Origin of the sequence: Protaetiibacter intestinalis (assembly GCF_003627075.1) — a bacterium.
Classification (GTDB): domain Bacteria; phylum Actinomycetota; class Actinomycetes; order Actinomycetales; family Microbacteriaceae; genus Homoserinibacter; species Homoserinibacter intestinalis.
Genome location: NZ_CP032630.1, coordinates 2,177,401 through 2,201,705 on the forward strand (window position 1 = coordinate 2,177,401; position 24,305 = coordinate 2,201,705).

Annotated in this window: 21 protein-coding genes; 16 read left to right on the forward strand and 5 right to left on the reverse strand. The window is 71.9% G+C overall.

The annotated features are described in order from the left end of the window. The first annotated feature begins 30 nt into the window (after positions 1 to 30). Both D7I47_RS10305 and D7I47_RS10310 read left to right on the forward strand, forming a co-directional pair. Positions 31 to 966: a phosphodiesterase gene (locus D7I47_RS10305; protein ID WP_120762961.1), complete on the forward strand. Its 936-nt coding sequence runs from the start codon at positions 31 to 33 to the stop codon at positions 964 to 966. Between the two features lie 274 nt (positions 967 to 1,240). Beyond that, positions 1,241 to 2,146, forward strand: coding sequence for a tyrosine recombinase XerC (locus D7I47_RS10310; protein ID WP_120762962.1), 906 nt, complete (start codon positions 1,241 to 1,243; stop codon positions 2,144 to 2,146). Between the two features lie 190 nt (positions 2,147 to 2,336). Here the strand turns inward: D7I47_RS10310 and D7I47_RS10315 are convergent, their stop codons facing one another. After that, a complete protein-coding gene (locus D7I47_RS10315; RefSeq protein WP_120762963.1) occupies positions 2,337 to 2,786 on the reverse strand; it encodes a M23 family metallopeptidase in 450 nt (149 codons plus the stop codon). Between the two features lie 318 nt (positions 2,787 to 3,104). Here D7I47_RS10315 and rpsB point away from each other — a divergent pair, with 318 nt between their 5' ends. The 11 genes from rpsB (at position 3,105) to D7I47_RS10370 (ending at position 12,515) form a co-directional block, all read left to right on the forward strand. Beyond that, entirely contained in the window at positions 3,105 to 4,151 is a 1,047-nt protein-coding gene (gene rpsB / locus D7I47_RS10320) for a 30S ribosomal protein S2 (RefSeq protein ID WP_120762964.1), read from the forward strand. A gap of 29 nt (positions 4,152 to 4,180) precedes the next feature. Continuing rightward, the gene (gene tsf / locus D7I47_RS10325; protein ID WP_120762965.1) at positions 4,181 to 5,008 is read left to right on the forward strand and encodes a translation elongation factor Ts; all 828 of its coding nucleotides are present in this window, start codon (positions 4,181 to 4,183) and stop codon (positions 5,006 to 5,008) included. 119 nt (positions 5,009 to 5,127) lie between these two features. Further along, positions 5,128 to 5,859, forward strand: a complete 732-nt coding sequence (gene pyrH / locus D7I47_RS10330; protein ID WP_120762966.1) for a UMP kinase — start codon at positions 5,128 to 5,130, stop codon at positions 5,857 to 5,859. Positions 5,860 to 5,867: 8 nt separating this feature from the next. Further along, positions 5,868 to 6,692 carry a DUF3097 domain-containing protein gene (locus D7I47_RS10335; RefSeq protein WP_120762967.1) on the forward strand — a complete coding sequence of 275 codons (825 nt, stop codon included), beginning with the start codon at positions 5,868 to 5,870 and terminating at the stop codon, positions 6,690 to 6,692. Between the two features lie 42 nt (positions 6,693 to 6,734). Further along, entirely contained in the window at positions 6,735 to 7,286 is a 552-nt protein-coding gene (gene frr / locus D7I47_RS10340; protein WP_120762968.1) for a ribosome recycling factor, read from the forward strand. Next, positions 7,286 to 8,308 (forward strand): phosphatidate cytidylyltransferase, encoded by a 1,023-nt coding sequence (locus D7I47_RS10345; RefSeq protein WP_120762969.1) that lies wholly within the window; start codon positions 7,286 to 7,288, stop codon positions 8,306 to 8,308. The genes frr and D7I47_RS10345 overlap by 1 nt, the downstream gene beginning before the upstream one ends. Before the next feature lie 106 nt (positions 8,309 to 8,414). Beyond that, positions 8,415 to 8,960, forward strand: coding sequence for a DivIVA domain-containing protein (locus D7I47_RS10350; protein WP_120763916.1), 546 nt, complete (start codon positions 8,415 to 8,417; stop codon positions 8,958 to 8,960). Between the two features lie 82 nt (positions 8,961 to 9,042). After that, positions 9,043 to 9,684, forward strand: a complete 642-nt coding sequence (locus D7I47_RS15230) for an aggregation-promoting factor C-terminal-like domain-containing protein (protein ID WP_319592661.1) — start codon at positions 9,043 to 9,045, stop codon at positions 9,682 to 9,684. Positions 9,685 to 9,725: 41 nt separating this feature from the next. After that, positions 9,726 to 11,483 carry a cation:proton antiporter gene (locus tag D7I47_RS10360; protein ID WP_120762970.1) on the forward strand — a complete coding sequence of 586 codons (1,758 nt, stop codon included), beginning with the start codon at positions 9,726 to 9,728 and terminating at the stop codon, positions 11,481 to 11,483. 16 nt (positions 11,484 to 11,499) lie between these two features. Further along, a complete protein-coding gene (locus D7I47_RS10365) occupies positions 11,500 to 11,796 on the forward strand; it encodes a hypothetical protein (protein ID WP_120762971.1) in 297 nt (98 codons plus the stop codon). Then, positions 11,793 to 12,515, forward strand: a complete 723-nt coding sequence (locus tag D7I47_RS10370) for an alpha/beta hydrolase (protein WP_405083433.1) — start codon at positions 11,793 to 11,795, stop codon at positions 12,513 to 12,515. The genes D7I47_RS10365 and D7I47_RS10370 overlap by 4 nt, the downstream gene beginning before the upstream one ends. Position 12,516: 1 nt before the next feature. On the opposite strand, the gene D7I47_RS10375 is transcribed toward D7I47_RS10370, so the two are convergent. Next, the gene (locus D7I47_RS10375) at positions 12,517 to 13,578 is read right to left on the reverse strand and encodes an AI-2E family transporter (RefSeq protein WP_120762972.1); all 1,062 of its coding nucleotides are present in this window, start codon (positions 13,576 to 13,578) and stop codon (positions 12,517 to 12,519) included. A 51-nt stretch (positions 13,579 to 13,629) separates the two neighbouring features. Next, the gene (locus D7I47_RS10380; protein WP_120762973.1) at positions 13,630 to 16,023 is read right to left on the reverse strand and encodes a hypothetical protein; all 2,394 of its coding nucleotides are present in this window, start codon (positions 16,021 to 16,023) and stop codon (positions 13,630 to 13,632) included. Between the two features lie 297 nt (positions 16,024 to 16,320). Between D7I47_RS10380 and D7I47_RS10385 the strand changes: the two genes are divergently transcribed. Beyond that, on the forward strand, positions 16,321 to 18,045 hold the full coding sequence (locus D7I47_RS10385; protein WP_120762974.1) for a hypothetical protein: 1,725 nt from the start codon (positions 16,321 to 16,323) through the stop codon (positions 18,043 to 18,045). A gap of 5 nt (positions 18,046 to 18,050) precedes the next feature. Beyond that, positions 18,051 to 18,971 carry a tetratricopeptide repeat protein gene (locus tag D7I47_RS10390; protein WP_120762975.1) on the forward strand — a complete coding sequence of 307 codons (921 nt, stop codon included), beginning with the start codon at positions 18,051 to 18,053 and terminating at the stop codon, positions 18,969 to 18,971. Positions 18,972 to 19,056: 85 nt separating this feature from the next. Here the strand turns inward: D7I47_RS10390 and glgB are convergent, their stop codons facing one another. Both glgB and D7I47_RS10400 read right to left on the reverse strand, forming a co-directional pair. Continuing rightward, positions 19,057 to 21,258 carry a 1,4-alpha-glucan branching protein GlgB gene (gene glgB, locus D7I47_RS10395; RefSeq protein WP_120762976.1) on the reverse strand — a complete coding sequence of 734 codons (2,202 nt, stop codon included), beginning with the start codon at positions 21,256 to 21,258 and terminating at the stop codon, positions 19,057 to 19,059. Position 21,259: 1 nt separating this feature from the next. Then, positions 21,260 to 23,218, reverse strand: a complete 1,959-nt coding sequence (locus D7I47_RS10400; RefSeq protein ID WP_405083452.1) for an alpha-1,4-glucan--maltose-1-phosphate maltosyltransferase — start codon at positions 23,216 to 23,218, stop codon at positions 21,260 to 21,262. Positions 23,219 to 23,681: 463 nt separating this feature from the next. On the opposite strand from D7I47_RS10400, the gene D7I47_RS10405 reads away from it, so the two are divergent. Beyond that, a complete protein-coding gene (locus tag D7I47_RS10405; RefSeq protein ID WP_157981699.1) occupies positions 23,682 to 24,239 on the forward strand; it encodes an alternate-type signal peptide domain-containing protein in 558 nt (185 codons plus the stop codon). Positions 24,240 to 24,305: the final 66 nt, after the last annotated feature.

Below are 24,305 nucleotides of genomic sequence, written 5' to 3' on the forward strand. Positions count from 1 at the left end.
GGCGACGGGGGCGCGGGCTACGCTCGCAGCATGGTCCAGCTCGGGCAGCACGCACCGCCCATCCACGTGATCGCCCACGTGAGCGACACGCATCTGCTCGGGGGAGGGCGGCCCCTGTACGGGGTCGTCGACACCGACGCCACGGTCGCCCGCGCCTTCGCCCAGCTCGAACGATCGGGGATGCGCCCGGAGGCGATCGTCATCACGGGCGACCTCGCCGACCTCGGCGAGCCGGATGCCTACCTGCGACTCAAAGCGCTCGTCGAGCCGCCGGCCGAGCGGATGGGGGCGCGCGTCATCTGGGTCATGGGCAACCACGACGAGCGCGAGCCGTTCTCCTCCCTGCTGATGGGGGAGGAGCCGACGACGGCCGTCCAGGACCGCGTCTACGACGTGAACGGGCTGCGGATCATCGCCCTCGACTCGACCGTTCCCGGCTACCACCACGGCGACCTCGAGCCCGCCCAGCTCGACTGGCTGCGCGAGCAGCTCGCCACCCCCGCGCCGCACGGCACGCTGCTGGCGCTGCACCATCCGCCCATCCCGACCCCCGTCGAGCTCATGGCGATCCTCGAACTCGACCACCAGACCGAACTCGCCGAGGTCGTGCGCGGCAGCGACGTGCGGGCGATCCTCGCCGGCCACCTGCACTACTCGACCACCGGCACCTTCGCGGGCGTCCCCGTGTCGGTCGCGGCGGCCACCTGCTACACGATCGACACGAGCGCCGAGCCGGGCAGCCTCGCCGGCCTCGACGGCGGCCAGACCTTCAACCTCGTGCACGTGTACGACGACCAGGTCGTGCACTCGATCGTCCCCATCGGCGACGCCCCGCGCATCGCCGGTTTCTCGGGCGCCTTCCTCGACGCCCTCGCCGCGATGACCCCCGAGGAGCGTCGCGAAGCCTTCTCCAACAAGCGCTCCACCTTCAACCTCGAAGACCACCTCCGCTCCGCCGCCGGCTGAGCGTCGCCCGCGGAGGAGCGGCCCGCGGCCCTCCCGCTGGTTGAGTGCCGCGCGAAGCGCGGTGTATCGAAACCAGCGAAGGCGCCCCTCGACGGGGCGCCTTCGCTCGGTGAGGGCTCACTGGTCCACGTCTGCATGGGTTTCGATACGCCCGCTGCGCGGGCTACTCAACCAGCGGAGGTGTGGGACGCTGTGCGGGCTACTCAACCCGCGGCGGAGGGGCCGCCCCGCCCGCCTCCTCGGCCGCCGCGGGGGTGCGTGCGAGCATGGGCGCATGGAGTTGCGCGCCGCCGTCGAGGCGTACCTCGCCGAGCTGCGGCTCGAGCGCGGGTACTCGGTGCACACCGTGCGCGGCTACGGCCACGACCTCGCCGAGCTGGTCGGCTTCGCGGAGGGGCTCGGCGAGCGCGACACCGCGGCCCTCGACCTCGAGACGCTGCGCGACTGGCTCTGGCGCGGCGCCCAGGCGGGCCTCGCCGCCTCCACCCTCGGCCGCCGGGTGTCGTCCGCCCGCACCTTCACGGCGTGGCTCGCCCGCCGCGGGCTCGTCGAGCCGGATCCCGGACTGCGTCTGCGCACCCCGCGTGCCGGCCGACGCCTGCCGCGTGTGCTGACCCGAGCCCAGATGGACGGCATCCTCGAGTCGCTGCACGCCCGGGCCGCCGACGGCGACCCGCTCGCGGTGCGCGACGTCGCCGTCATCGAGCTGCTGTACGCCTCCGCGTTGCGCGTGAGCGAGCTCGTCGGGCTCGACCTCGACGATGTCGACCGCACCGCCCGCACCCTGCGCGTGCTCGGCAAGGGCGCCAAGGAGCGCGTCGTGCCGTTCGGCGCCCCCGCGGCGGCGGCGCTCGAGGACTACCTCGCCCGCGCGCGTCCCGCTCTGCGCACCGCAGCATCCAGCCCGGCGCTGCTGCTCGGTGCCCGCGGCGCCCGGCTCGGCACCCGCAGCGTGTACGAGCTGGTCGCCCGCGAGCTGCACGAGCTGCCCGGCACCGGCCCGTCCGGTCCGCACTCGCTGCGGCACACCGCCGCCACCCACCTGCTCGACGGCGGCGCCGACCTGCGCATCGTGCAGGAGCTCCTCGGCCACGCGAGCCTCGCCACCACGCAGCTCTACACCCACGTCTCCACCGAGCGCCTGCGCGAGAGCTACCGCCTCGCCCACCCCCGCGCCTGAACGACCTCCGCAACTCAGGAGAACCCCGCCTCGGCGCGCCTTCCGCCGCCGAAAGCGGTGCATCTCCTGAGTTGCGAAACCGCCCGTTTCCGCAACTCAGGAGATGCACCTCGTGGGCCGTGGTCGCGGCCCCAGACAGGGCGGATCTCCTGAGTTGCGAAAGCTGCGGGACGGGCGGTGGCGGATGCCGTCAGGGCAGCGGGAGCAGCACCGCCCGCGGCTGGCCGCCGAGGAAGAGCAGGGGCGACACGTAGGCGCCGTCGATCCGCGCCCCGAGGTGCAGGCACGCGGTGGCGCAGTGGCCCGCGACCAGGGTGCCGATCACCTGCCCGCGGCGCACGGCATCCCCCTCCCGCAGCTCGGTGCTCACGGGCTCGTAGCTCGAGAGCACGCCGCCCCCGTGGTCGATCGACAGCACCGGCCGATCGACCACCCAGCCCGCGAAGTGCACGACGCCGTCGGCGGGCGCGCGCACGACGGCGCCCTCGGGGGCGCGGATGTCGATGCCGCGGTGCCCGGAGGAGTACGGGGTGGCCGGCGCGAGGTACGGCCGCACGACCGGGTGGGGTGCGGCGACGGGCCACGCCCACAGCGACGCGGCGACGACCGCCGCCACCATCCGCCTCACCGGAACCCGCATCCGCCCATGCTTCCGCGGCGAGCGATCCCGCCGAGCCGATCGGCCCGCTCCCGGGGAGAAGCCCGCGGTCCGCGAGCGGGGGAGGGGCGGAGCGGCGGGGGCGGGGATGGTACAGTTGCACCAGCACCCGTTTCGGCGGGTGACTTCGCGTGCCCATCGTTCGTCAGAACGGCACAACGGCCCACATCCTTCGGTCCGCCTCGCACGAGGCGGCGGATGCTGCGCCGGGGCACCAGGGATCGCGGCCACCAGGTCCGCGGCAGACAACTGAGAACAGCGGGACGGCAGCGCCGTGCCCGCGAGAGAAGGAGAACGGCCATGGCCGTCGTCACCATCCGCCAGCTGCTCGACAGCGGCGTGCACTTCGGACACCAGACCCGTCGCTGGAACCCGAAGGTCAAGCGCTTCATCCTCACCGAGCGCAGCGGCATCCACATCATCGACCTGCAGAAGTCGCTGTCCTACATCGACAGCGCCTACGACTACGTCAAGGAGACGGTCGCCCACGGCGGCACCATCCTCTTCGTCGGCACCAAGAAGCAGGCCCAGGAGGCCATCGCCGAGCAGGCGACCCGCGTCGGCCAGCCCTACGTCAACCAGCGTTGGCTCGGCGGACTCCTCACCAACTTCCAGACGGTCTCCAAGCGTCTCGCGCGCATGAAGGAGCTCGAGGAGATCGACTTCGACGACACGACGAAGGGCTTCACCAAGAAGGAGCTCCTCATCAAGAAGCGCGAGCTCGACAAGCTGCACAAGACCCTCGGCGGTATCCGCAACCTCACCAAGACCCCGAGCGCGATCTGGGTCGTCGACTCGAAGCGCGAGCACCTCGCGGTCAACGAGGCCACCAAGCTCGGCATCCCGGTGATCGGCATCCTCGACACCAACGCCGACCCCGACGAGCTGCAGTACCCGATCCCGGGCAACGACGATGCGATCCGCTCGGTGGGCCTGCTCACCCGCATCATCGCCGACGCCGCGGCCGAGGGCCTCATCCAGCGCCACCAGAAGACCGAGGAGTCGGGCAACGTCTCCGCGGTCGAGCCGCTGGCCGAGTGGGAGCGCGAGCTGCTCGAGGCCTCGAGCAACCCCGAGTCGGTCGCCGAGCAGATCGAGGCCGTCGACAACCGTGTCGAGGGTGACGTGGAGGCGGGCGCCGTGGCCGAGGTCGTCGAGGCCGAGACCCCCGTCGCCGAGAACGACGCGGATGCCGTGGTCGCCGAGCACGAGGCCGCCGCCGACCCGACGCTCGTCCCCGAGCACGCGCCCGAGTCGGACGAGCTGACCGAGGCGAAGGCCGAGGTCGCGGAGGAGAAGCCCGCCCCCGCCAAGAAGCCCGCGGCCAAGAAGACCGCCGCCAAGTAATCCCGAACCAAGAGTTAGGAACCGAATCCATGGCCAACTTCAGCCTGGAAGACGTGAAGGCCCTGCGCGAGCGCCTCGGCACCGGCATGGTCGACACCAAGAACGCCCTCGTCGAGGCGGATGGCGACATCGAGAAGGCCGTCGAGATCCTGCGGCTCAAGGGTGCGAAGGGCAACGCGAAGCGTGCCGACCGTTCCACGAGCGAGGGCCTCGTCGCCGTCGTCGAGTCGGCGACCGCCGTGACGCTCATCGAGCTCGCCTGCGAGACCGACTTCGTCGCGAAGAACGACAAGTTCGTCGCGCTCGCCGAGAAGATCGTGGGCGCGCTCGCCGACTCGGGCGCCGAGACCGTGGATGCCGCCCTCGCGGTGGCCGTCGACGGCGGCACCGTGGGCTCGCTCATCGAGGACCAGGCCGCGACCCTCGGCGAGAAGGTCGAGCTGCGTCGCGTGGCCCGCATCGCCGGCGAGAAGTTCGCCGTCTACCTGCACCGCACCTCGAAGGACCTCCCGCCGCAGATCGGCGTCGTGGTCTCCTACACGGGGGACGACGCGGAGACCGCCCGCTCGATCGCGCAGCACATCTCGTTCGCCGACCCGAGCTACCTCTCGCGCGACGACGTGCCGGAGGCCGAGGTCGCCAACGAGCGTCGCATCGTCGAGCAGATCAGCCGCGAGGAGGGCAAGCCGGAGGCCGCCCTCCCGAAGATCGTCGAGGGCCGCGTGGGCGCCTTCTTCAAGCAGGTCGCCCTGCTCGAGCAGGACTACGCGCGCGACAACAAGCTCACCGTCGGCAAGGTTCTCGCCGACGCGGGTCTGACCGTGACGGGCTTCGCCCGCTTCAAGGTCGGCGCCTGAGCAGCACCGCACGAGGAGGGGCCCCGGATCCGAGCGATCCGGGGCCCCTCCTCGTCGGGCGTGGGGACCGGGTACGATTCTTGACGGCCCACCCGCCGCATCCCCCCGGAAGGACCCCCATGCCGAACCGCCGCCGCCGCGTCCTCCTCAAGCTCTCGGGTGAGGCGTTCGGCGCCGGTTCCCTCGGCGTCAACCCGGATGTCATCGCCGGCATCGCGAAGGAGATCGCGGCCGCGACCCCGCGCGACGAGGACGACCCGGACGGCGTCGAGGTCGCGGTGGTCGTCGGGGGCGGCAACTTCTTCCGCGGCGCCGAGCTCAGCCAGCGCGGCATGGACCGCGGCCGCGCCGACTACATGGGCATGCTCGGCACCGTCATGAACGCGCTCGCCCTGCAGGACTTCCTCGAGCAGGCGGGCGCCCAGGTGCGCGTGCAGTCCGCGATCGCCATGACCCAGGTGGCCGAGCCCTACATCCCGCTGCGTGCCGAACGGCACCTCGAGAAGGGCCGCGTCGTCATCTTCGGCGCGGGCGCGGGCCTGCCCTACTTCTCCACCGACACCGTCTCCGCCCAGCGCGCCCTCGAGATCGGTGCGGATGCCGTGCTGGTCGCCAAGAACGGCGTCGACGGCGTCTACGACGACGACCCGCGCAAGAACCCGAACGCGAAGAAGCTCGACACGATCAGCTACCAGCAGGCGCTCGTGCAGGGCCTCAAGGTGGTCGACTCGACCGCGTTCAGCCTCTGCATGGACAACGGCATGCCGATGCTCGTGTTCGGCATGGAGCCCGCGGGCAACATCACGAAGGCGCTCGAGGGCGAGCACATCGGCACCCTCGTGACTGCCTGAGCGGCGAGATGAACGACCGCTACGGCGAGGACGTCCTCGCGGGCGACTGGCGCGCCCGCGGCCGCAAGGTCGTGCCGCAGCTGGCCGCCGAGCGCGGGCTCGTCGTCGAACTGCCGGACGGCTTCGTGGGCGCCGTCGTCGGCGTCGAGAAGGGCAACGTGGGCCTCGAGGATCGCGGCGGACGGGTGCGCTGGTTCCCGCTGGGCGGCGGCTTCCTCGTCGACGGCGAGGCCGCCGTGCTGACCGTGCCGAAGGCTGCGGCCCCGGGTCGGGCCTACACGGCATCCGGATCGCGCGCCGCCCCGGCCCAGCGCGCCCGGGTGGCGCGCGCGAGCCGCATCTACGTCGAGGGTCGCCACGACGCGGAGCTCGTCGAGAAGGTGTGGGGTGCGGACCTGCGGGCAGAGGGCGTCGTGGTCGAGTTCCTCGCCGGCGTCGACCACCTGCCCGCCGCCCTCGCCGAGGTGGGCCCGGATGCCACGCGCCGCATCGGGGTGCTCGTCGACCATCTCGTGCCCGGCTCCAAGGAGGCCCGCATCGCGCAGCAGGTGCAGGGACCGCACGTGCTCGTCGTGGGCCACCCCTACATCGACGTGTGGCAGGCGGTGCGCCCCGAGCGCCTCGGTGTCCTCGAGTGGCCCGTCATCCCGCGCGGCGTCGAGTGGAAGCACGGGGTCTGCGAGGCCCTCGGCTGGCCGCACGCCGACCAGGCGGACATCGCGGCGGCCTGGCAGCGCATCCTCGGCCGGGTGCGCGGCTACACGGATCTCGAGCCGAGTCTGCTGGGTCGTGTCGAGCAGCTCATCGACTTCGTCACGGCATCCGATCAGTAAGCTTGAGCCGGTATCGACCGGAGCACCGAAGGAGCCACCCCCGTGATCAGTGACGTTCTCGCCGAGGCCAAGGAGAAGATGAACCGGGCCGTCGAGGTGGCCAAGGACGACTTCGCGACGGTGCGGACCGGGCGGGCGAACCCCGCGCTGTTCCAGAAGCTCCTCGTGGAGTACTACGGCACGCCGACGCCGCTCGCGCAGCTCGCCGGCCTGCAGAACCCCGAGGCCCGGGTGCTCATCATCACGCCGTACGACAAGGCGGCGCTCAAGGACATCGAGAAGGCCATCGTCGCGGCCTCCCACCTCGGCGCGACGCCCAACAACGACGGCAACATCATCCGCGTGACCATGCCCGAGCTGACCGAGGAGCGCCGCAAGGACTACGTGAAGCTCGTGCGGTCGAAGGGCGAGGACGCGAAGATCGTGCTGCGCAACCTCCGGCGCAAGGCGAAGGACGACCTCGACGCCACCAAGGAGGTCGGCGAGGACGAGATCGCCCGGGCCGAGAAGGAGCTCGACTCCCTCACGAAGTCCCACGTCGACGCGATCGACGAGGCCCTCAAGCGCAAGGAAGCCGAGCTGCTCGAGGTCTGATGGACGACGATCGCGACTCCGAACCCGCCGGCGCCGCGCCCCGGAGGCGTTCCTCGCGCGAGGAGTTCGAGGCGCGGGCCCATCAGACGCGCCTCGACATCGAGGCGCAGGCGCTGCATGCGAAGGACGAGTTCGAGGCGCAGGTCAAGCTCGCGCGCGAGCAATTCGACGCGACCCAGGAGAAGATCAACGCCCGCACGGGCCGCAACCTGCTCGCGGCGATCGGCATCGGCGTCGTGCTCGGCGGCGCCCTGCTCGTGAGCCTGCTGTTCTACACCGAGCTGTTCATGCTGTTCGCCGGGGTGCTCATCGGCTTCACGGTTTTCGAGCTCTCGACCGCGCTGCGCGGGCAGGGGCGCGACGTGCCGCGCGTCGCCTCCGTCGTCGTCGCCCTCGCCGTCGTCCCCGTCGCCTTCTACTGGCACGTGCCGGGTCTCTGGTTCGCGATCATCGGGGCGGTGCTCGTGATCACCCTGTGGCGCATCGGGGAGCTCGTGCGCCCGAGCCACCGCGGACCGGCGCGGGTCGTGTTCTTCGACATCGGCGCGGGGCTCTTCGTGCAGCTCTACATCACCTTCCTCGCGGGCTTCTACGTCGTGCTCGCGGGCGAGAAGGAGAACGGCGGCCAGTGGTGGCTGCTCGCGGCGCTCATCATCGTCGTCACGACGGATGTGGGGGCCTACGCGGCGGGGCTCACCTTCGGCAAGCACAAGATGGCGCCGAAGATCAGCCCCGGGAAGACCTGGGAGGGCTTCGCGGGCGCGGCGATCGCGGCGATGACCGCGGGCAGCCTGCTCGCCTGGCTCATGCTCGGCCAGCCGTGGTGGGAGGGCACCATCATGGGCCTCACCCTCATGCTCGTGGGCACGATGGGCGATCTCATCGAGTCGCTCATCAAGCGCGAGCTCGGCATCAAGGACATCTCGGGCTGGCTGCCGGGTCACGGCGGGTTCCTCGACCGGCTCGACTCGATCCTGCCGTCCGCGGCGGTCGCGTACGCCTTCTTCCTCATCTTCCACTGAGTTCTCCGGCGCCGCGATAATCCGCGGCGCGTGCCGGTTTCGGGCACGAGCGCGGTCGCGCCCGAAACCGGTCCCGAATCGATCGAAGTAACATGTCGGAGTGAGCATGACCTTCCCCCGCGCGCGCAAGGGCCGTCTCGGATACGACATCGACGAGGTCGAGGAGTTCCTCGAAGACGCCCGCCGCGCGTACACCGCCGACCACCCGGACGCGACCCTGGTCAACGCGGACAGCATCCGCACCACCGCCTTCTCGATGCGCAAGAGCGGCTACTCGACGACCCACGTGGATGCCGCACTCGAGCGCCTGGAGGACGCCTTCGCAGCCCGTGAGCGCGAGCGCGAGATCGCCCAGCTGGGCGAGGAGGGCTGGTACGCGCAGGCGCGCGAGACCGCGCAGGCGATCCTCGACCGCAGCGTGCGACCCGCCGGCAAGAGGTTCCAGCGGGTCAGCATCCTCACCGTCGGGTACTCGGTCCGCGACGTCGACGCGTTCGCCGACCGCATCGCCGGCTACTTCCAGTCGGGCGAGGCGCTCACCCCCGAGGATGTGCGCACGGTGGCGTTCCGGCCCCAGCGCGGCGGCTATCGGGAGGCCCAGGTCGACCTGCTCCTCGACACCGTCACGCGCGTCATGCTGGCGGTCCGCTGAGCCTCCCCGGCATCCGCACCCCCCGGACGGGCGTCGCCGCGACCATGGTCCTCCCGGGAAGCGTGACTACACTGGTGCGACTGTGAGCGGATATCGGCGCCGGGGGACGTCCCTTGAGCCGCCCCAGGAGGCGGTCGCGGTCGTGCGCGCCTTCTCGCGCGCCCCCGTCCGCTCGCGGTTCATCCTCGGCGTGTTCGCCTATCTCGCCTCGATCGGGCTCGTCGCCGCACTGCTCGTGGAGCCCACCGGGCTCTCCTCCGCGGCGACCCTCGCGGCCGCGGGGGATGTCGCGGCGATCGCCGACGAGGAGGGTCAGACCCTGGAGGTGACGGCCGGCGACGACACGCACGCCCGCGACGGCTTCTCGGTCGTCAAGCCGAAGCCGGTCCACGCGGTCGCGCCCGCGGCGGGCACCCCGGACCCGGGCACCGCGAAGGCGATCGCCTACGACATGGTGATGGCGCGCGGCTGGAACCAGGCCGAGTACGACTGCCTCGTGGCGCTGTGGAACAAGGAATCCCACTGGAACGTGTACGCGCACAACACGAAGTCGGGCGCCTACGGCATCCCCCAGGCGCTGCCGGGCAGCAAGATGGCGAGCGCGGGCGCCGACTGGGCCGACAACCCCACCACCCAGATCACCTGGGGCCTCGGCTACGTCGCGGGCCGCTACGGCACGCCGTGCGGCGCGTGGACGCACTCGCAGAACAAGGGCTGGTACTGATCCGCCCCTGACCGGGTGCGCCGGGCTCGATACGATCGAGCATGGAATACGCGCTGGTGGCCATCGGGGGCATCATCGCGATCGTCGCCGCCGCGGCGTGGGGGCAGCGGCTCGGGGTGGCCGCGCCGCTCATCCTCGTGGTCATCGGTGTGGGCTACAGCCTCATCCCCGGGGTGCCGCCGATCGACGTGGAGCCCGACATCATCCTGCTGGGCGTGCTGCCGCCGCTGCTCTACGCGGCCGCCATCACGGTGCCGTTCGTCGACTTCCGGCGCGACTTCGCGGCGATCTCGGTGCTCTCGGTCGTGCTGGTGGTCGCGAGCGCGCTCGCAACCGGTTTCGTGCTGTTCATGATCCTGCCGAACCTCAACCTCGCGGCGGCGATCGCGCTCGGCGCGGTCATCTCGCCCACCGACGTCGTCGCGGCCACCTCCATCGCGAAGCGCGTGGGCCTGCCCGCCCGGCTCGTCTCGATCCTCGAGGGGGAGGGGCTCGTCAACGACGCGACGGCGCTCGTGCTGCTGCGCACCGCGATCGCGGCGACCGCGGCGACCGCGAGCGGGGCTGATGTGGTGGCCTGGAACGCGATCGGCCAGTTCTTCTACGCCGTGCTCGTGGCGATCGGGATCGGACTCGTCGTGGGCGTCATGGCCGTGTTCGTGCGACGCCGGCTCGACAATCCCATGCTCGACACCGCGATCTCGTTCGCGGTGCCGTTCATCGCCTTCATCCCCGCGGAGGAGCTGCACGGCTCGGGCGTCATCTCGGTCGTCGTCGCGGGGCTCTACAGCGGCCATCAGAGCGCGCGCGCGTTCACGGCGCAGTCGCGCATCTCCGAACGCTTCAACTGGCGCACCGTGCAGTTCGTGCTCGAGAACGGCGTCTTCCTGCTCATGGGCGCCCAGATCTCCACGATCATCGCCGACGTGCACGCCGACGACCTCTCGGTCGACCACGCGGTCATGCTGGGCCTGCTCATGACGGCCATGCTCATCGTCATCCGCTACGCCTTCGTCTGGCCGCTCGTGTTCGTCATGCGGGCGCGCGAGCAGCGCATCGACGAGCAGCAGACGATGCTGCAGCGCGCCCTCGAGCGGGTGCAGGGGATGACGGGGATGGGCGCCCGCTACGAACGACGACGGGCGGGCGTCGAGCGGCGGATCGACCGCCGGCGCAACGACCTCGCGCAGCTGCGGGCCGAGGGACTCGGGTGGCGCGGCGGCATCGTGCTCGGCTGGGCGGGGATGCGCGGGGTGGTCACGCTCGCGGCGGCCCAGTCGCTGCCGCGGTCCACGCCGTACTACGAGCAGCTCGTGCTCATCGCGTTCACCGTCGCCATCACGACCCTGCTCGTGCAGGGCGGCACCCTGCCCTACCTCATCCGGATCACCGGCATCCGCGGTTCCGACCGGGCGGCCGACCGCCGCGAGCTCGCGACGCTGCTCGACGAGATGTCGCGCGCGGCGCTCGAGGTGCTCGACCGCGACGAGGTGACGATCGTGGGGATCCCGGTGGATCGCACGATCGTCGAGCGGGTGCGGGAGGACACCCTGCTGGCCGGCCAGGCGGCGTGGGAGCGTGCGGAGCAGGCCGACAAGGTCGACGGCCTCGTCGACTCGCCGCACCAGCAGTACCGGCTGCTGCGGCGCGAGGTGCTCGCCGCCGAGCGCGACGTGCTGCTCGAGGCGACCTCGCGCGGCGCCTACCCCTCGCGCATCCTGCGGCGGGCGCAGGCGCTGCTCGACCTCGAGGAGGCCCGGCTGCAGCAGATCGACACCGGCGGGCGCGTCGAGGAGTAGTTCGTAGAATCGAGGCATGCCCCGTTCGCGTCGCCCGCACCGCCCGCGCGATGCGGAGCCCGAACCGCTCGACCTCGAGCGCATCCTGGGCGGTGCGCGGCACACCGAGCAGCGCCGCGACGGCGCCTGGAACGTGCAGCCGCAGAGCGCGGCGTCGGCCGTCAAGGAGTACACCTGCCCCGGATGCGGGCTCGTCATCCCGGTCGGCACCGCCCACGTCGTCGCCTGGCGCGCCGACGGCCTGTTCGGCGAGGCCGACGACCTGGCCGCGCGGCGGCACTGGCACACCCACTGCTGGAGGATCCGCACGTGAGCATCGAGATCACGGGCGGCGTCGAGCTGCCCGCCTTCCGCGAGGACGTCGAGCTGCGCACGGCCGACGCCCTGACGCTCGTCGGCGAGCTCTCCCTGCCCGAGACGGCCGATCCCGTCGCGACGCTCGTGTGCCTGCACCCGCTGCCGACGCACGGCGGCTTCATGGACTCGCACATCATCCGCAAGGCCGCCGCCCGGCTGCCGGCGCTCGCCGAGCTGGCCGTGCTGCGCTTCAACTTCCGCGGCGTCACCTCGCCGCGCGGCACGAGCGAGGGCGCGTTCGGCCACGGGGTCGACGAGCGCCACGACCTCGCGGCGGCGATGGCCTTCGTCGCCCAGCGCGGCCTGCCGCGGCCGTGGCTCGTCGGCTGGTCGTTCGGCACCGAGGTGGCGCTCAAGTGGGGGCTCGAGCACCCGGTCGAGGGTGCCATCCTGCTGTCGCCGCCGCTGCGGCGCACGAGCGAGGACGAGCTCGCCGCCTGGGCGGGCAGCGGCAAGCGCCTCGTCGCGATCGTGCCCGAGCTCGACGACTACCTGCAGCCCCCGGAGGCGATCGCCCGTTTCGGCGCGGCGGTGCCGGAGGCGGAGGTCGTGGCGGTCGAGGGCGGCAAGCACCTGTGGGTGGGGGAGAAGCAGACCGCGCGCGTGCTCACCGAGATCGTGCGCGTCGTGAACCCCGACGCCCTGCCGCTGCCGACGGAGTGGCCGGCTCCCTGACTCAGAGCTCGTTCTGGCGGGGGATGATGACCTGCTTGACGATGATGAGGATCGACGCCGCCACCGGGATCGCGACGAGCGCCCCCAGGATGCCGAGCAGCGTGCCGCCCGCGAGGGCCGCGATGACGACGACGACGCCGGGCACCTTGACCGCCCGGTTCATGATGTTGGGGCTCAGCACGTAGGCCTCGACCTGCATGTAGACGATGTACCAGATGCCCACGATCAGCACGGCGGGCCATCCGTCGAACAGCCACACGAGCGCCGTGATGATGACCGATCCGGTGATGGTGCCGACGAGCGGCACGAGCGAGAACAGGAACGCGATGAACGCCAGCAGGGCGGCGTACTCGATCGGGTCGCCGAGGACCCAGCCGAGCACCGTCAGGAACAGGAAGCTCAGCACGCCGTTGCAGGCGCCGAGCGCCACCTGGCCGACCACGTAGCGGCCGACCGAGGTCGAGATCTGCTCGGAGATGTCGATGAACTTCGCACGCTTGCTCGCGGGCACCAGCTGGTACATGGCCCGCTTGATGCCGCCGAGCGAGGCGACGAAGTACAGCATCAGGATGAGCACGATGAGCCCGCCGAACAGCCCGCTCGCGACCGTGATGACGGTGCTCAGCACGCCCGAGGTGATGTTCTGCAGGTTGTCGGTGAACCAGGTCTGCACGTTGGCGACGACGTCGTCGTACTTGAGCCAGGGGATGGTCGCCTCCCACCACTCCTGCACGGCCTGCTGGTCGGCGATCGTCTCGACGAGCTTCGGCACCTGCTGGATGAGGGTGCCGACCTGGTCGGCGATGACCGGGATGATCGCGAAGATGAATCCGGCGAAGACTCCGAGGATCAGCACGAGCACGATGACGATCGCGAGCGGCCTCGGCACCTTGTGCCGTTCGAGGAACGACACCGCCGGGTCGACGCCGAGGGCGAGGAAGAGCGCCGCGCCGACGTAGGTGAGGATGGTCGCGAGGTTGCCGATCCCTGCCCCCAGCACGACCGCGACGAGCACGCCGAGCCCGCCGAACAGGCCGAGCCGGAACGCGTTCTGGATCTTCATCGCCGACCCCTCCGCACCCCGCACCCTGCGCGGTGTAGGGACAGGGTAGCGTCAGGCCTCCGTGGCGGCGTGCGCCGTCTCCCGAGTGTCCGCGGTCTCGTGCTCGGCGTCCGCGTCGGGTGCGAGATCCGCCTCGAGGTCCGGCTCGATCTCCAGCTCGGGCTCGATCTCGGCGGATGCCGCCTCGATCGCCGCGGGAACGGGCTCGTCGGCGGGCACCGGGAAGTCGGCGGGGGCACCCATGAGCTTGTCGGCGCCCGCGATGAGCCCGCGCAGGCCCTCGAAGTAGCCGGCGACCGCCTCGCGTTCGACGCGCAGCTGCGCGAGGCGCTCCTCGGCATCCGCGACGAGCGCCTTGGCCTGGGCGTCGGCGTCCTTCACGATCTTCTTGGCCGCCTTCTCGGCGTCGCGCCGGGTGGCCTCGGCGGCGACGCGGGCGTCCTCGGAGATCTTCTTCGCCTCGGCCACGCCCGTCGTCTCGAGCCGGTCGACCTCGGCACGCTTCTCGGCGGCACGCGTGCCGGCCTCCTGCAGCTGGGCGGTCGCCTCGTCGAGGTACTTCTGGGTGGTGGCCGCCGCCTCCTGCTGCATGGCGAGATAGTCCTTCTCCGCCTCGTCGCGGCGCGCCGCGAGCTCGACGTCGAGATCGGCGCGGGCCTGCTCGGCCTCGGCCAGCAGACGGGAGGCCTGCTCCGCGTTCTCGTGCTCGATGCGGGCGCGCGTGGTCTCCTGCTCGGCGGCGAGCTCGGCGCGCACGCGGGCGACCTCGCGGGCCACATCCGTGCGCAGCTTCTCGGCGGCGGATGCGGCGCTCTGGCGCAGTTGGCCGACCTCCTGCTCCGCCTCGGCCCGGTTCGCGGCGAGCTCTGCCTGGAGCGCCTCGCGGGCGCCCAGGAGCTCGGCGGCCCAGGCTTCGCGCCCGGCGGTCTCCTCGGCCTCCCAGTTGGCTCGGGCGGCGGCGAGGGCCGTCTCCTGCGCGCCGCGGGACTGGGTCAGCTCGGTCTCGAGCGCCGTGCGGGCGGTCGAGGTCTCGGTGTCGAACGCCGTGCGGGCGCCGGTGAGCTCGGTCTCCTGCGCGCTGCGCAGGGCGGCGAGCTCGCTCGACTGCGCCCCGCGGGCGGCGCTCAACTCCGCCTCCTGCGCGCTGCGTGCGGACGCCAGCTCGGTCTCCTGCGCCTCGCGCACGGCGGCGAGCTCCGCCTCGTGCGCGGTGCGCTCGGACTGCAGCTCCGCGTCGTGGGCGGCGCGTGCGGCCGCGAGCTTCGCCGCGAGATCCGCGCGCGCGGTCGTGAGCTCGGCCTCGAGCTCGGCGCGCGCCGTGGCGAGCTCGCTCGCGAGGGCGCCCTTGGTCGCCTCGACCTCGGCGGCGAGGGCGCCCGTGGTCGTCTCCACCTCGGTGGCGAGCGCCCCGCGGGTCGTCACGAGCTCGTTCTCGAGCTCGGCGAGCTTCGCCGCCGTCTCGGCCTCGAGCGCGGCGCGTCGGTCGGCGATCTCGGTCTCGAGCGCTGCCCGGCGGGTGGCGGTCTCGGTGTCGAGGGCCGCGCGGGCGGCGGCGGTCTCGGCGGCGAGGGCGGCGCGATCGGCGGCGGTCGCGGCGGCGAGCTCGGCCCGCGCGCGCTCGGTGTCGGCGGCGAGGGAGGCGTTCGCCGCCTCCGTGTCGATGCGCAGCGCTTCGCGGCCGTCGGTGAGCTCGCGTTCCAGGTCGGTGCGGCCCTGCTCGAGGTCGTGGGCGAGCTCGGCGCGCAGCCGGGCGTCCTCCGCGGTGAACTCGGTGCGGGTCTTCTCGGTGTCGCGGGCGAGCGCGGCGGCGGCCTCGCGGGCCTCCGCAACCTCGCGCTGGGCGACGATCCGCAGCTCGGCGACCTCGCGCTCCGCCTCGGCGCGCAGCGCAGCGACCTCGCGGCGGCCCGCGGCACGCGTCTCCGCGACCTCGGTGGCGACGGCACCGCGGATGGCGGCCGCCTCCCGCATGGCCTCGTGCGTCGTGGCCTCCGAGTCGGTCGCGGCGCGCGTGACGATGGCCTCCGCCTCGTCGCGGGCGCCCGTCAGGATGCGGTCGGCCTGCGCCTGCGCGTCGCCCAGCAGCCGCTCGGCGGCCTCGGCGGCATCCGCCCGCAACGCGTCGACCTCCTGCTGCACCGAGCCGCGCAGCCGCTCGGCGTCGATGTCGGCCTGGGCGATGAGGCGCGTCGACTGCTCCTCGGCCATCCGCAGCGTGCTCTCGAGCTTCGTGCCGAGGCCCGCGTAGGTGGGGCTGCCCACCTCGTCGAGCTCCGCCTGCAGGTCGTCGGCCAGCGCCTGCAGGCGCTTGACCTCCTTCAGCGACTCGGCGCGATCGCTCGTCGCCTTGATGAGGTCGCGGCGCAGGGTGGCGAGGGTCTGGTCGACCTCGTCCTTCTTGTACCCGCGAAGCTCTGTGCTGAAACCCGCGTCGTCTGCCGCCACGTGCGCTCCTCGTCCGGGAAATCCTGGGGTCCGGCCCGTTCCTGGCGCTGCCGAACCCTCCCGAGTGTAATCGGCGGGGGAGGGGCACGCCTCCCCGGGGCCGGGCCCCCGCATCCGCCCGGTCAGGGGACTCCCAGGCCGCTCCCGGGCCCCGTCCGGGGTCGGGCGGGACTCGTCCGCTAACCTGGGATGTCTTTGCCTGCTGCCCCGCCGCACCCCGACGCTGCGGGTTCCGTCACCCGGATCACCGGCGGACCGCGTGGAAACCCCGCGTGGCAGCTCGAGAGGAGTTCATCCGTGCGATTCGTACTCGCGATCGTGCTGTTCGTCGTCGCCTTCGTCGCCATCGGCCTCGGCGTGGCCCAGCGCACCATCTTCCTGGGGCCCGACCACCTGACGGCAACCGTCGACGTCGACGCCCAGGCGCCCTTCACCGTGCTCGACGGCGCGAGCCTCAACAGCCACGACGGCCGCCAGATGATCTCGATCTCGGGGAGCGGCACGGTGTTCATGGCCTACGGGCGCACGGATGACGTGCAGGCCTGGGTGGGCGACGCCTCGTCGACCGCGGTCAGCTACGACGCCGACACGCAGGAACTCGTCGCCGACACGATCGCGGGCAGCGAGGCCACCTCGCCCTCGCCCGCCGGCAGCGACCTGTGGATCCAGGAGTTCTCCGGCGAGGACGAGCTCGTGCGCAACATCAACGTGCCCGCCGACGTCTCGGTGCTGATCGCCTCTGACGGCACCGCGGCCGCCCCGGGCGAGATCTCGGTCACCTGGCCGCTCGACAACTCCACCCCGTGGTCGAGCCCGCTCATCGTCGCCGGCATCGGCGCGCTGCTGCTGGGCCTCATCGCCCTGCTGTGGGCGCTCGTGCACGCGCGCCGTCGCCACGGACCGCGCCGCAAGACCCCCAAGATGCCGAAGCCGCCGCGCCCGGCGCAGCTGAAGCCCGCGCCGCGTCGTCCCGCGATCGCCGCGGGTGCACCCGTCTCGCGCGGTCGTCGTCGTGCCTTCACCGCGCTGCCGCTCGTGCTCGTCGGGGTCGTCACGCTCACCGCCTGCAGCGCGGACGGCAGCCTCGGGCCGAGCGCCACCCCCGCCGCGACGGATGCCGCGGTCGCCGAGGTCGATCCGCCCGTCGTCACCGAGCGCCAGTTCACGCGCATCGTCTCCGAGATCTCCGAGGCCGTCACGGCGGCCGACGAGGCCCGCGACGCGACCGCCGCGGCGACCCGCCTCGCGGGACCGGCCCTCGCCCTCCGCACCGCCAACTACACGGCCCGCGGCACCGATGCGGCGATCCCCGCCGTCGCCGCGTTCCCCACGGGCACGGTGGAGCTGATCCTGCCGCAGCAGCGGCACGAGTGGCCGCGCGTCGTGTTCGCGACCGTCCCGGGCGACGCGGACGCCGAGTACGCGGGCATGTTCGTGCAGGATTCGCCGCGCGAGCAGTACAAGGTGCACTACCTCGTGCGGCTCACCCAGTCGGTTCCCGAGGTGGCGCCCGTCGAGCTCGGCTCGGCGCGACTCGCCCCCGACAACAAGCTCCTCGCGTACACGCCCGACCAGCTGGCGGCCGAGTACGGCGACATCCTCATCAACGGCGACGCCTCCGAGTTCGCCGACCACTTCGACGCCGAGAACGACATCCTGCGCGAGAAGTTCGGCGCCGACTACAAGACGCAACGCCGGGCCGACCTCTCGACCGCCACGGTCGACTTCACGAGCCAGGTGGGCGACGAGGAGCCGTACGCGTTCGCGACCAACGACACGGGCGCGATCGTCGCCGTCGACCTGCGCGAGACCGAGACGGTGCGCCCCGCCGAGGCGGGTGCCGCGATCAACCCCTCGGGGGCCGTCAAGGCGCTCTCCGGCAAGACGACGTCCACGAAGGGCATCAGCGCGCAGTACGGCATGCAGGTGCTGTTCTACGTGCCGCCCGTGACGGCCGACGACCAGACCGTGCGCGTGCTCGGCTTCACACAGGGACTCGTGGCCGCCGCCGAAGTAGCGTAGAGCCCGTGAGCGATCTGCCCCCCTCGAGCCTGCGCGGCGCCGTCGACCTGTCGTCCCTCGTGAGACGGGCCAACGCGCCCGCGACGCCTGCGCCGGGTGCGGCCCCCACCTCGGCCTCCTCGCTCGTCATCGAAGCCTCGGATGCCGGGTTCCAGAGCGTGCTCGAGCTCTCGAGCCGTGTGCCGGTCGTCGTGGAGTTCATCGCGCCGGGCCTGTCGGCGGCGCTCGGCCCCGTCGTCGAGTCGTACGGCGGCCGGCTCGTGCTCGCCGTCGTCGACGCCTCGACGAGCCCGCAGCTCGCGCAGGCGTTCCAGGTGCGCGAGGTGCCCGCCGTCGCCGCGGTGATCGCGGGGCGCCCGGTGAACCTGTTCCTCGGCATCCCCTCGGATGCCGAGGTGCGGCAGGTGTTCGACGAGCTGCTCCAGCTCGCGGCCGACAACGGCGTGACCGGCAGCGTTCCGGCCGGGTCGGGCGACGAGCAGGGCGAGCAGGCCGCGCCGGAGGAGCCGCCGCTGCCCCCGCGCCACCAGGAGGCCTACGACGCGATCGACCGCGGCGACTACCCGGCGGCGATCGCCGCCTACCGCGCCGCCCTCACCGAGAACCCCCGCGACCAGCTGGCGGTGGCCGGGCTCGCGCAGGTGTCGCTGCTCGACCGGCTCTCGGGCAGCACCGCCGCCGAGGTGCGGGATGCCGCCGCCGCCCGCCGCGACGACGTCGACGCCCAGCTCGCGGTCGCCGACCTCGACGTCAGCGGCGGGCACCTCGACGACGCCTTCGACCGGCTGCTCGAGCTGTTCCCCGGGGCGTCCGCCGACGACCGCACCCGCATCCGCACGCGCCTGCTCGACTACTTCGAGATCGCCGGCCCCGACGACCCGCGCGTCGCCGCCGCCCGCCGCCGTCTGACGACCCTCCTCTACTGACGGTCTTCTGGTCAAACGCTGCAGCGGTTGACCCCGCGCGGCAGCAATCCGAGCCGCGGGTGGCCGACCGCTGCAGCGTTTGACATCAACCCCGCACGAGGTAGAGGGCGGCGAGCGGGGGGAGGGTGAGCTCGACGGAGGCCGGGAGGTCGTGCCAGGGCGTCGCGGTCGCCGTCACGCGGCCGTAGTTGCCGACGCCCGAGCCGCCGAACTCGGCGGCGTCGGAGTTGAGCAGCTCGACCCAGTCGCCGGTCGACGGCAGGCCCACGCGGTACGGGCCGACCGGGTTGCCGCCGAAGTTGACGATGCACGCGACCTCGGAGCCGTCGCGGCCGCGCCGCAGGAAGGCGACGACGTTGTTGCCGGGGTCGCTCGTGATCCACCGGAATCCGGCCGGGTCGGCGTCCTGGTCCCACAGGGCCGACGTCTCGCGGTAGACGCGGTTCAACTGCGTGACGAGCCGCGACAGCGCCTGGTGCACGGGCTGCTCGAGGATCCACCAGTCGAGGCCGCGCTGCTCCGACCACTCGGAGGGCTGCCCGAACTCGGAGCCCATGAACAGCAGCTGCTTGCCGGGGTGCGCCCACATGAACGACAGGTAGGCGCGCACGTTGGCGAGCTTCTGCCACTGGTCGCCCGGCATCTTCGACAGCAGCGAACCCTTGCCGTGCACGACCTCGTCGTGGCTGATCGGCAACAGGAACGCCTCGCTGAACGCGTACAGGAACGAGAAGGTGATGTCGCCGTGGTGGTCCGCCCGCCACATCGGGTCCTCGTGGATGTACTGCAGCGAGTCGTGCATCCAGCCCATGTTCCACTTGAGCCCGAAACCGAGCCCGCCCGCATCCGTCGGATGCGTGACGCCCGGCCAGGAGGTGGACTCCTCGGCGATCATGACGATGCCGGGGTTGCGCTTGTAGGCGGTCGCGTTGACCTCCTGCAGGAAGCTGATCGCCTCGAGGTTCTCGCGGCCGCCGTGGATGTTGGGCACCCACTCGCCCGCCTTGCGGGAGTAGTCCCGGTACAGCATGCTCGCGACGGCATCCACCCGCAGGCCGTCGATGTGGAACTCCTCGAGCCAGTACAACGCGTTCGCGACGAGGAAGTTGCGCACCTGCGAGCGGCCGAAGTCGAACACCAGGGTGCCCCAGTCGGGATGCTCGCCGATGCGCGGGTCGGAGTGCTCGTAGAGCGGCTCGCCGTCGAAGCGGGCGAGCGCCCACTCGTCCTTCGGGAAGTGGGCGGGAACCCAGTCCATGATGACGCCGATGCCCGCCTGGTGCAGGCGGTCGACGAGGTAGCGGAAGTCGTCCGGATGCCCGAAGCGGCTCGTCGGGGCGTAGTAGCCGGTGACCTGGTAGCCCCAGGAGCCGCCGAAGGGGTGCTCGGCGAGCGGCAGGAACTCGACGTGCGTGAAGCCGAGCCCCGTCACGTAGTCGATGAGCTCGTCGGCGGCCTGCCGGTACGAGAGGCCCGGCCGCCACGACCCCAGGTGCAGCTCGTAGACGCTCATCGCGCCCTGGTGGGGGTCGGATGCCGCCCGCCGCGCGAGCCAGTCGCCGTCGCCCCACGTGTAGGCGCTCTGCCCGACCACCGACCCGGTCGACGGGGGCACCTCGGTGTACCGGGCCATCGGGTCCGCCCGCTTGACCCAGGTGCCCGCGGGGGTGAGCAGCTCGAACTTGTAGATGCCGCCCGCGCCGACGCCCGGCACGAACAGCTCCCAGACGCCGTGGTCGTCGAGGCGGCGCATGGCGTGACGGGTGCCGTCCCAGGAGTTGAAGTCGCCGATCACGCGCACGGCCTGCGCGTGCGGCGCCCAGACGACGAACCCGGTGCCCGCGACCCCCTCGTGCTCCTTCACGTGCGCGCCGAAGACGTGCCAGAGCTGTTCGTGGCGCCCCTCGCCCCACAGGAACAGGTCGATCTCGCCGATCGACGGCACGAAGCGGTAGGGGTCGTCGCTGCGCCAGTCGGGGGCGCCCGCGTAGCGTGCGATCAGCTCGTAGGACTGCCCGGCGCCGGGCGCGGTGCCCTGCCACAGTCCGTCGGCGAGGTGCGCGAGCTCCACCTCGCTGCCGTCGGCGCGCACGGCCGTGACCGAGCTCGCGAGGGGCCGCAGCGCGCGGATCACCCATCCGTCCTCCAGGGGGTGCGCGCCCAGCCAGTCGTGCGGCCGCGGGTGGCGCCCCTCGACGAGGCTCGCGATGAGTCCCGCGTCGAGCGGGGGGAGCGCGCCGTCGCTGTTCCCGGTGGAGCCGGATCGGGTGGGGCGGCGCGCGGGCATGTCAGCGTCCTTTCGGATCGATGGCGAGGATGTGCACGGGCTCGACGAAGGCGTCGAGCCGCACGTAGTTCGAGGAGCCCCACGTCCAGCGTGCCCCCGTCACGAGCTCGCGCACGGCGAAGGTGTCGCCCGGCTGCAGGCCGATCGCCTCGAGGTCGAGGTGCACCATCGTCTCGCGCACCGAGTGCGGGTCGAGGTTCGCGACCACGATGAGCGTGTCGGGTCGGCCGCTCGCGGTGAACGCGCCGTCGAGGTGCTTCGTGTAGACGAGCACGGCGTCGTCGTCGGACCAGTGCGTGCGCAGGTTCCGCAGCTGGCGCAGCGCGGGGTGCTCGGCGCGCACCCGGTTGAGCATCGTGAGGTACGGCGCGAGGGAGCGCCCCGCCGCCTCCGCGCCCGCCCAGTCGCGCTGCTTGTACTCGTACTTCTCGTTGTCGATGTTCTCCTCGGAGCCGGGACGCGCGACGTCCTCGAAGAGCTCGTAGCCGGCGTAGACGCCCCAGCTGGGCGAGCCGGTGGCCGCGATCGCCGCGCGCACCTTGTAGGCCGCGGGCCCGCCGAACTGCAGGTACTCGGTGAGGATGTCGGGGGTGTTGACGAAGAGGTTGGGGCGCAGGTAGTCGGCCGACTCGCCCGCGATCTCGGTGAGGAACTCGGTGAGCTCCTCCTTGGTGTTGCGCCAGGTGAAGTAGCTGTACGACTGGTGGAAGCCGGCGCCGGCGAGCGAGTACAGCATCGCGGGCCGCGTGAACGCCTCGGCGAGGAACACGACCTCCGGATGCCGGTCGGCGACGTCGCCGAGCAGCCACTCCCAGAAGTCGAGCGGCTTGGTGTGCGGGTTGTCTACCCGGAAGATGCGGATGCCGCGCGAGATCCACAGCTCCACGATCCGCAGCACCTCGGCACGGATGCCGTCGGGGTCGCGGTCGAAGTTGATCGGGTAGATGTCCTGGTACTTCTTGGGCGGGTTCTCGGCGTAGGCGATCGAGCCGTCCGGGCGCTGGGTGAACCACTCGGGGTGCTCGGCGACCCACGGGTGGTCGGGGGAGGCCTGCAGGGCGAGGTCGAGGGCGATCTCGAGTCCGTTCGCCTCGGCCTGCTTCACGAAGTAGCGGAAGTCGGTGAGCGTGCCGAGCTCGGGGTGGATGGCGTCGTGCCCGCCCTCCGCGGCGCCGATCGCCCACGGGCTGCCGGGGTCGAGCGGGCCCGCGACGGTCGAGTTGTTCGGGCCCTTGCGGTGCGTGCGGCCGATCGGGTGGATGGGTGGCAGGTAGACGACGTCGAAGCCCATCGCCGCGACGGCGGGCAGGCGCTTGGCGGCGGTGCGGAGGGTGCCCGACTTCCAGCTGCCGTCGGCGAGGCGCTTGGCGCCCTCCGAACGCGGGAAGAACTCGTACCAGGCGCCGACGGCCGCACGGGCGGTCTGCACCTCCAGCTCGAGCGTCTCCGACTCGGTGACGAGCGAGCGGATGGGGTGGCGGGCGATGAGCGCCGTGAGCCGGCGGTCCGTGGCCACCTTCAGCCGGGCGGCGGCGGGGGAGTCGGCATCCCGGAACGCGGCGCGCGCATCCGCGGCGGTCTTGCCGGCGATGCGCTCGAGCAGTTCGGCGCCCGCGGCGAAGATCAGCTCGGGGTCGTCGCCCGCGCCGATCTTGATGGTGGCGGCGTGCAGCCAGCTCGCCCAGTCGTCGCTGAAGGCGCGCACCCGCCAGCGGTGCCGGCCGAGCTGCTCGGAGACGAGCTCGGCCCGCCAGCGGTCGGTGCCGGCGCCGATGAGACGCATGGGATGCACGGTCTCGGCGCCGTCGGGGTGGGTGAGCAGCAGCTCGGCCCCGATGATGCCGTGGCCCTCGCGGAACACCGTCGCCTCGAAGGGCACCACCTCGCCGAGGTAGCTCGTGGCGGGCCAGCGGTTCTCCGGCTGCTGCGGCGAGAGGTGGCGGATCGGGATGCGACCGATCCGCGCCGCTCGCTCCGTCGCGGCGGCGGGGGTGGTGACGGTGGGCACGCTCCGACCGTACCGCGTCCGGTGCGGCGCCTCCGCGCGCGAACGGGGTACAACCGATGCCGTAGACGGGGATGTCTGTCCTCGTGTCCCCCCTCTGGGGGTGAACCCCTGCGACTGTACCCCGGACGGAAAGCTATGGAACGGCCATACGGCGGCTTGATTTGAGAAAAATCCCTGATCGTGGTGGTATGTCCGAAGAACGTGGGGATGCGGTGCTGGCCCCCGCAGTGGGGCCCGCGCGTCCCCTTTGTCCGCGTTATGGGGGACTCTAGATTTGAGGGGCGGGGGATAACCAGGCCCACGCCCCGAAGACGGCCTGCGCAGGGCGCCGACCGGCAGACAAACCCGACGTTTCGACGTGCCTTCCGGCGCGCCCTGCGTCATGCGCACACCGCACCACCCGAAAGGAAATGAAATGAACAAGTTCACCAAGGCCTCGATCGCCACCGGTGCGGGCATCGTCCTGCTCCTCGGCGGCGCCGGCACCCTCGCCTACTGGAACGACTCGGCGACGACGGATGCCGGCACCATCACGGCCGGTACCCTCACCATCGACTCGAACGACGACGGCGCCTGGTTCCAGTCGTCCAACCTCGACGACGAGATTGACCCCAACGACTTCCTGGTCGTCCCCGGTGACTCGCTCACCTACATCGAGTCGTTCGAGGTCGGCGCCACTGGCGACAACCTCGAGGCGACCGTGTCGGCGAACGCCGCGTCGATCCTCAAGGGAGAGTGGGGTGACCAGCTCGTCACGACCGTCACGGTTCTCGACGACACGACTCCGACCCCGGCGGTCATCTCGACGGTGACCTCGGCGTACAACGAGCGTCTGATCACCGTGCGCGTCGTGCTCGACTTCGCCTTCGACGGTGACGTGAGCTCGCCCAGCACCAATGAGGTGGACAACGATACCCAGGGCGAGGTCGTCGACCTCAGCGCGCTGGCGATCACCCTGACGCAGGTTCCGTAACAACCCGGGGGCGCGCCGCAGACCCGAAGCGGCGCGCCCCTGCACCACCCCACCCCCCAGACCCAC

Bases quoted from the DNA above. Each gene is read 5' to 3' on its own strand.
- D7I47_RS10305 (WP_120762961.1), top strand. From the start codon at position 31: ATGGTCCAGCTCGGGCAGCACGCACCGCCCATCCACGTGATCGCCCAC.
- D7I47_RS10310 (WP_120762962.1), top strand. From the start codon at position 1,241: ATGGAGTTGCGCGCCGCCGTCGAGGCGTACCTCGCCGAGCTGCGGCTC.
- D7I47_RS10315 (WP_120762963.1), bottom strand. From the start codon at position 2,786: ATGCGGGTTCCGGTGAGGCGGATGGTGGCGGCGGTCGTCGCCGCGTCG.
- rpsB (WP_120762964.1), top strand. From the start codon at position 3,105: ATGGCCGTCGTCACCATCCGCCAGCTGCTCGACAGCGGCGTGCACTTC.
- tsf (WP_120762965.1), top strand. From the start codon at position 4,181: ATGGCCAACTTCAGCCTGGAAGACGTGAAGGCCCTGCGCGAGCGCCTC.
- pyrH (WP_120762966.1), top strand. From the start codon at position 5,128: ATGCCGAACCGCCGCCGCCGCGTCCTCCTCAAGCTCTCGGGTGAGGCG.
- D7I47_RS10335 (WP_120762967.1), top strand. From the start codon at position 5,868: ATGAACGACCGCTACGGCGAGGACGTCCTCGCGGGCGACTGGCGCGCC.
- D7I47_RS10345 (WP_120762969.1), top strand. From the start codon at position 7,286: ATGGACGACGATCGCGACTCCGAACCCGCCGGCGCCGCGCCCCGGAGG.
- D7I47_RS10350 (WP_120763916.1), top strand. From the start codon at position 8,415: ATGACCTTCCCCCGCGCGCGCAAGGGCCGTCTCGGATACGACATCGAC.
- D7I47_RS10360 (WP_120762970.1), top strand. From the start codon at position 9,726: ATGGAATACGCGCTGGTGGCCATCGGGGGCATCATCGCGATCGTCGCC.
- D7I47_RS10365 (WP_120762971.1), top strand. From the start codon at position 11,500: ATGCCCCGTTCGCGTCGCCCGCACCGCCCGCGCGATGCGGAGCCCGAA.
- D7I47_RS10375 (WP_120762972.1), bottom strand. From the start codon at position 13,578: ATGAAGATCCAGAACGCGTTCCGGCTCGGCCTGTTCGGCGGGCTCGGC.
- glgB (WP_120762976.1), bottom strand. From the start codon at position 21,258: ATGCCCGCGCGCCGCCCCACCCGATCCGGCTCCACCGGGAACAGCGAC.
- D7I47_RS10405 (WP_157981699.1), top strand. From the start codon at position 23,682: ATGAACAAGTTCACCAAGGCCTCGATCGCCACCGGTGCGGGCATCGTC.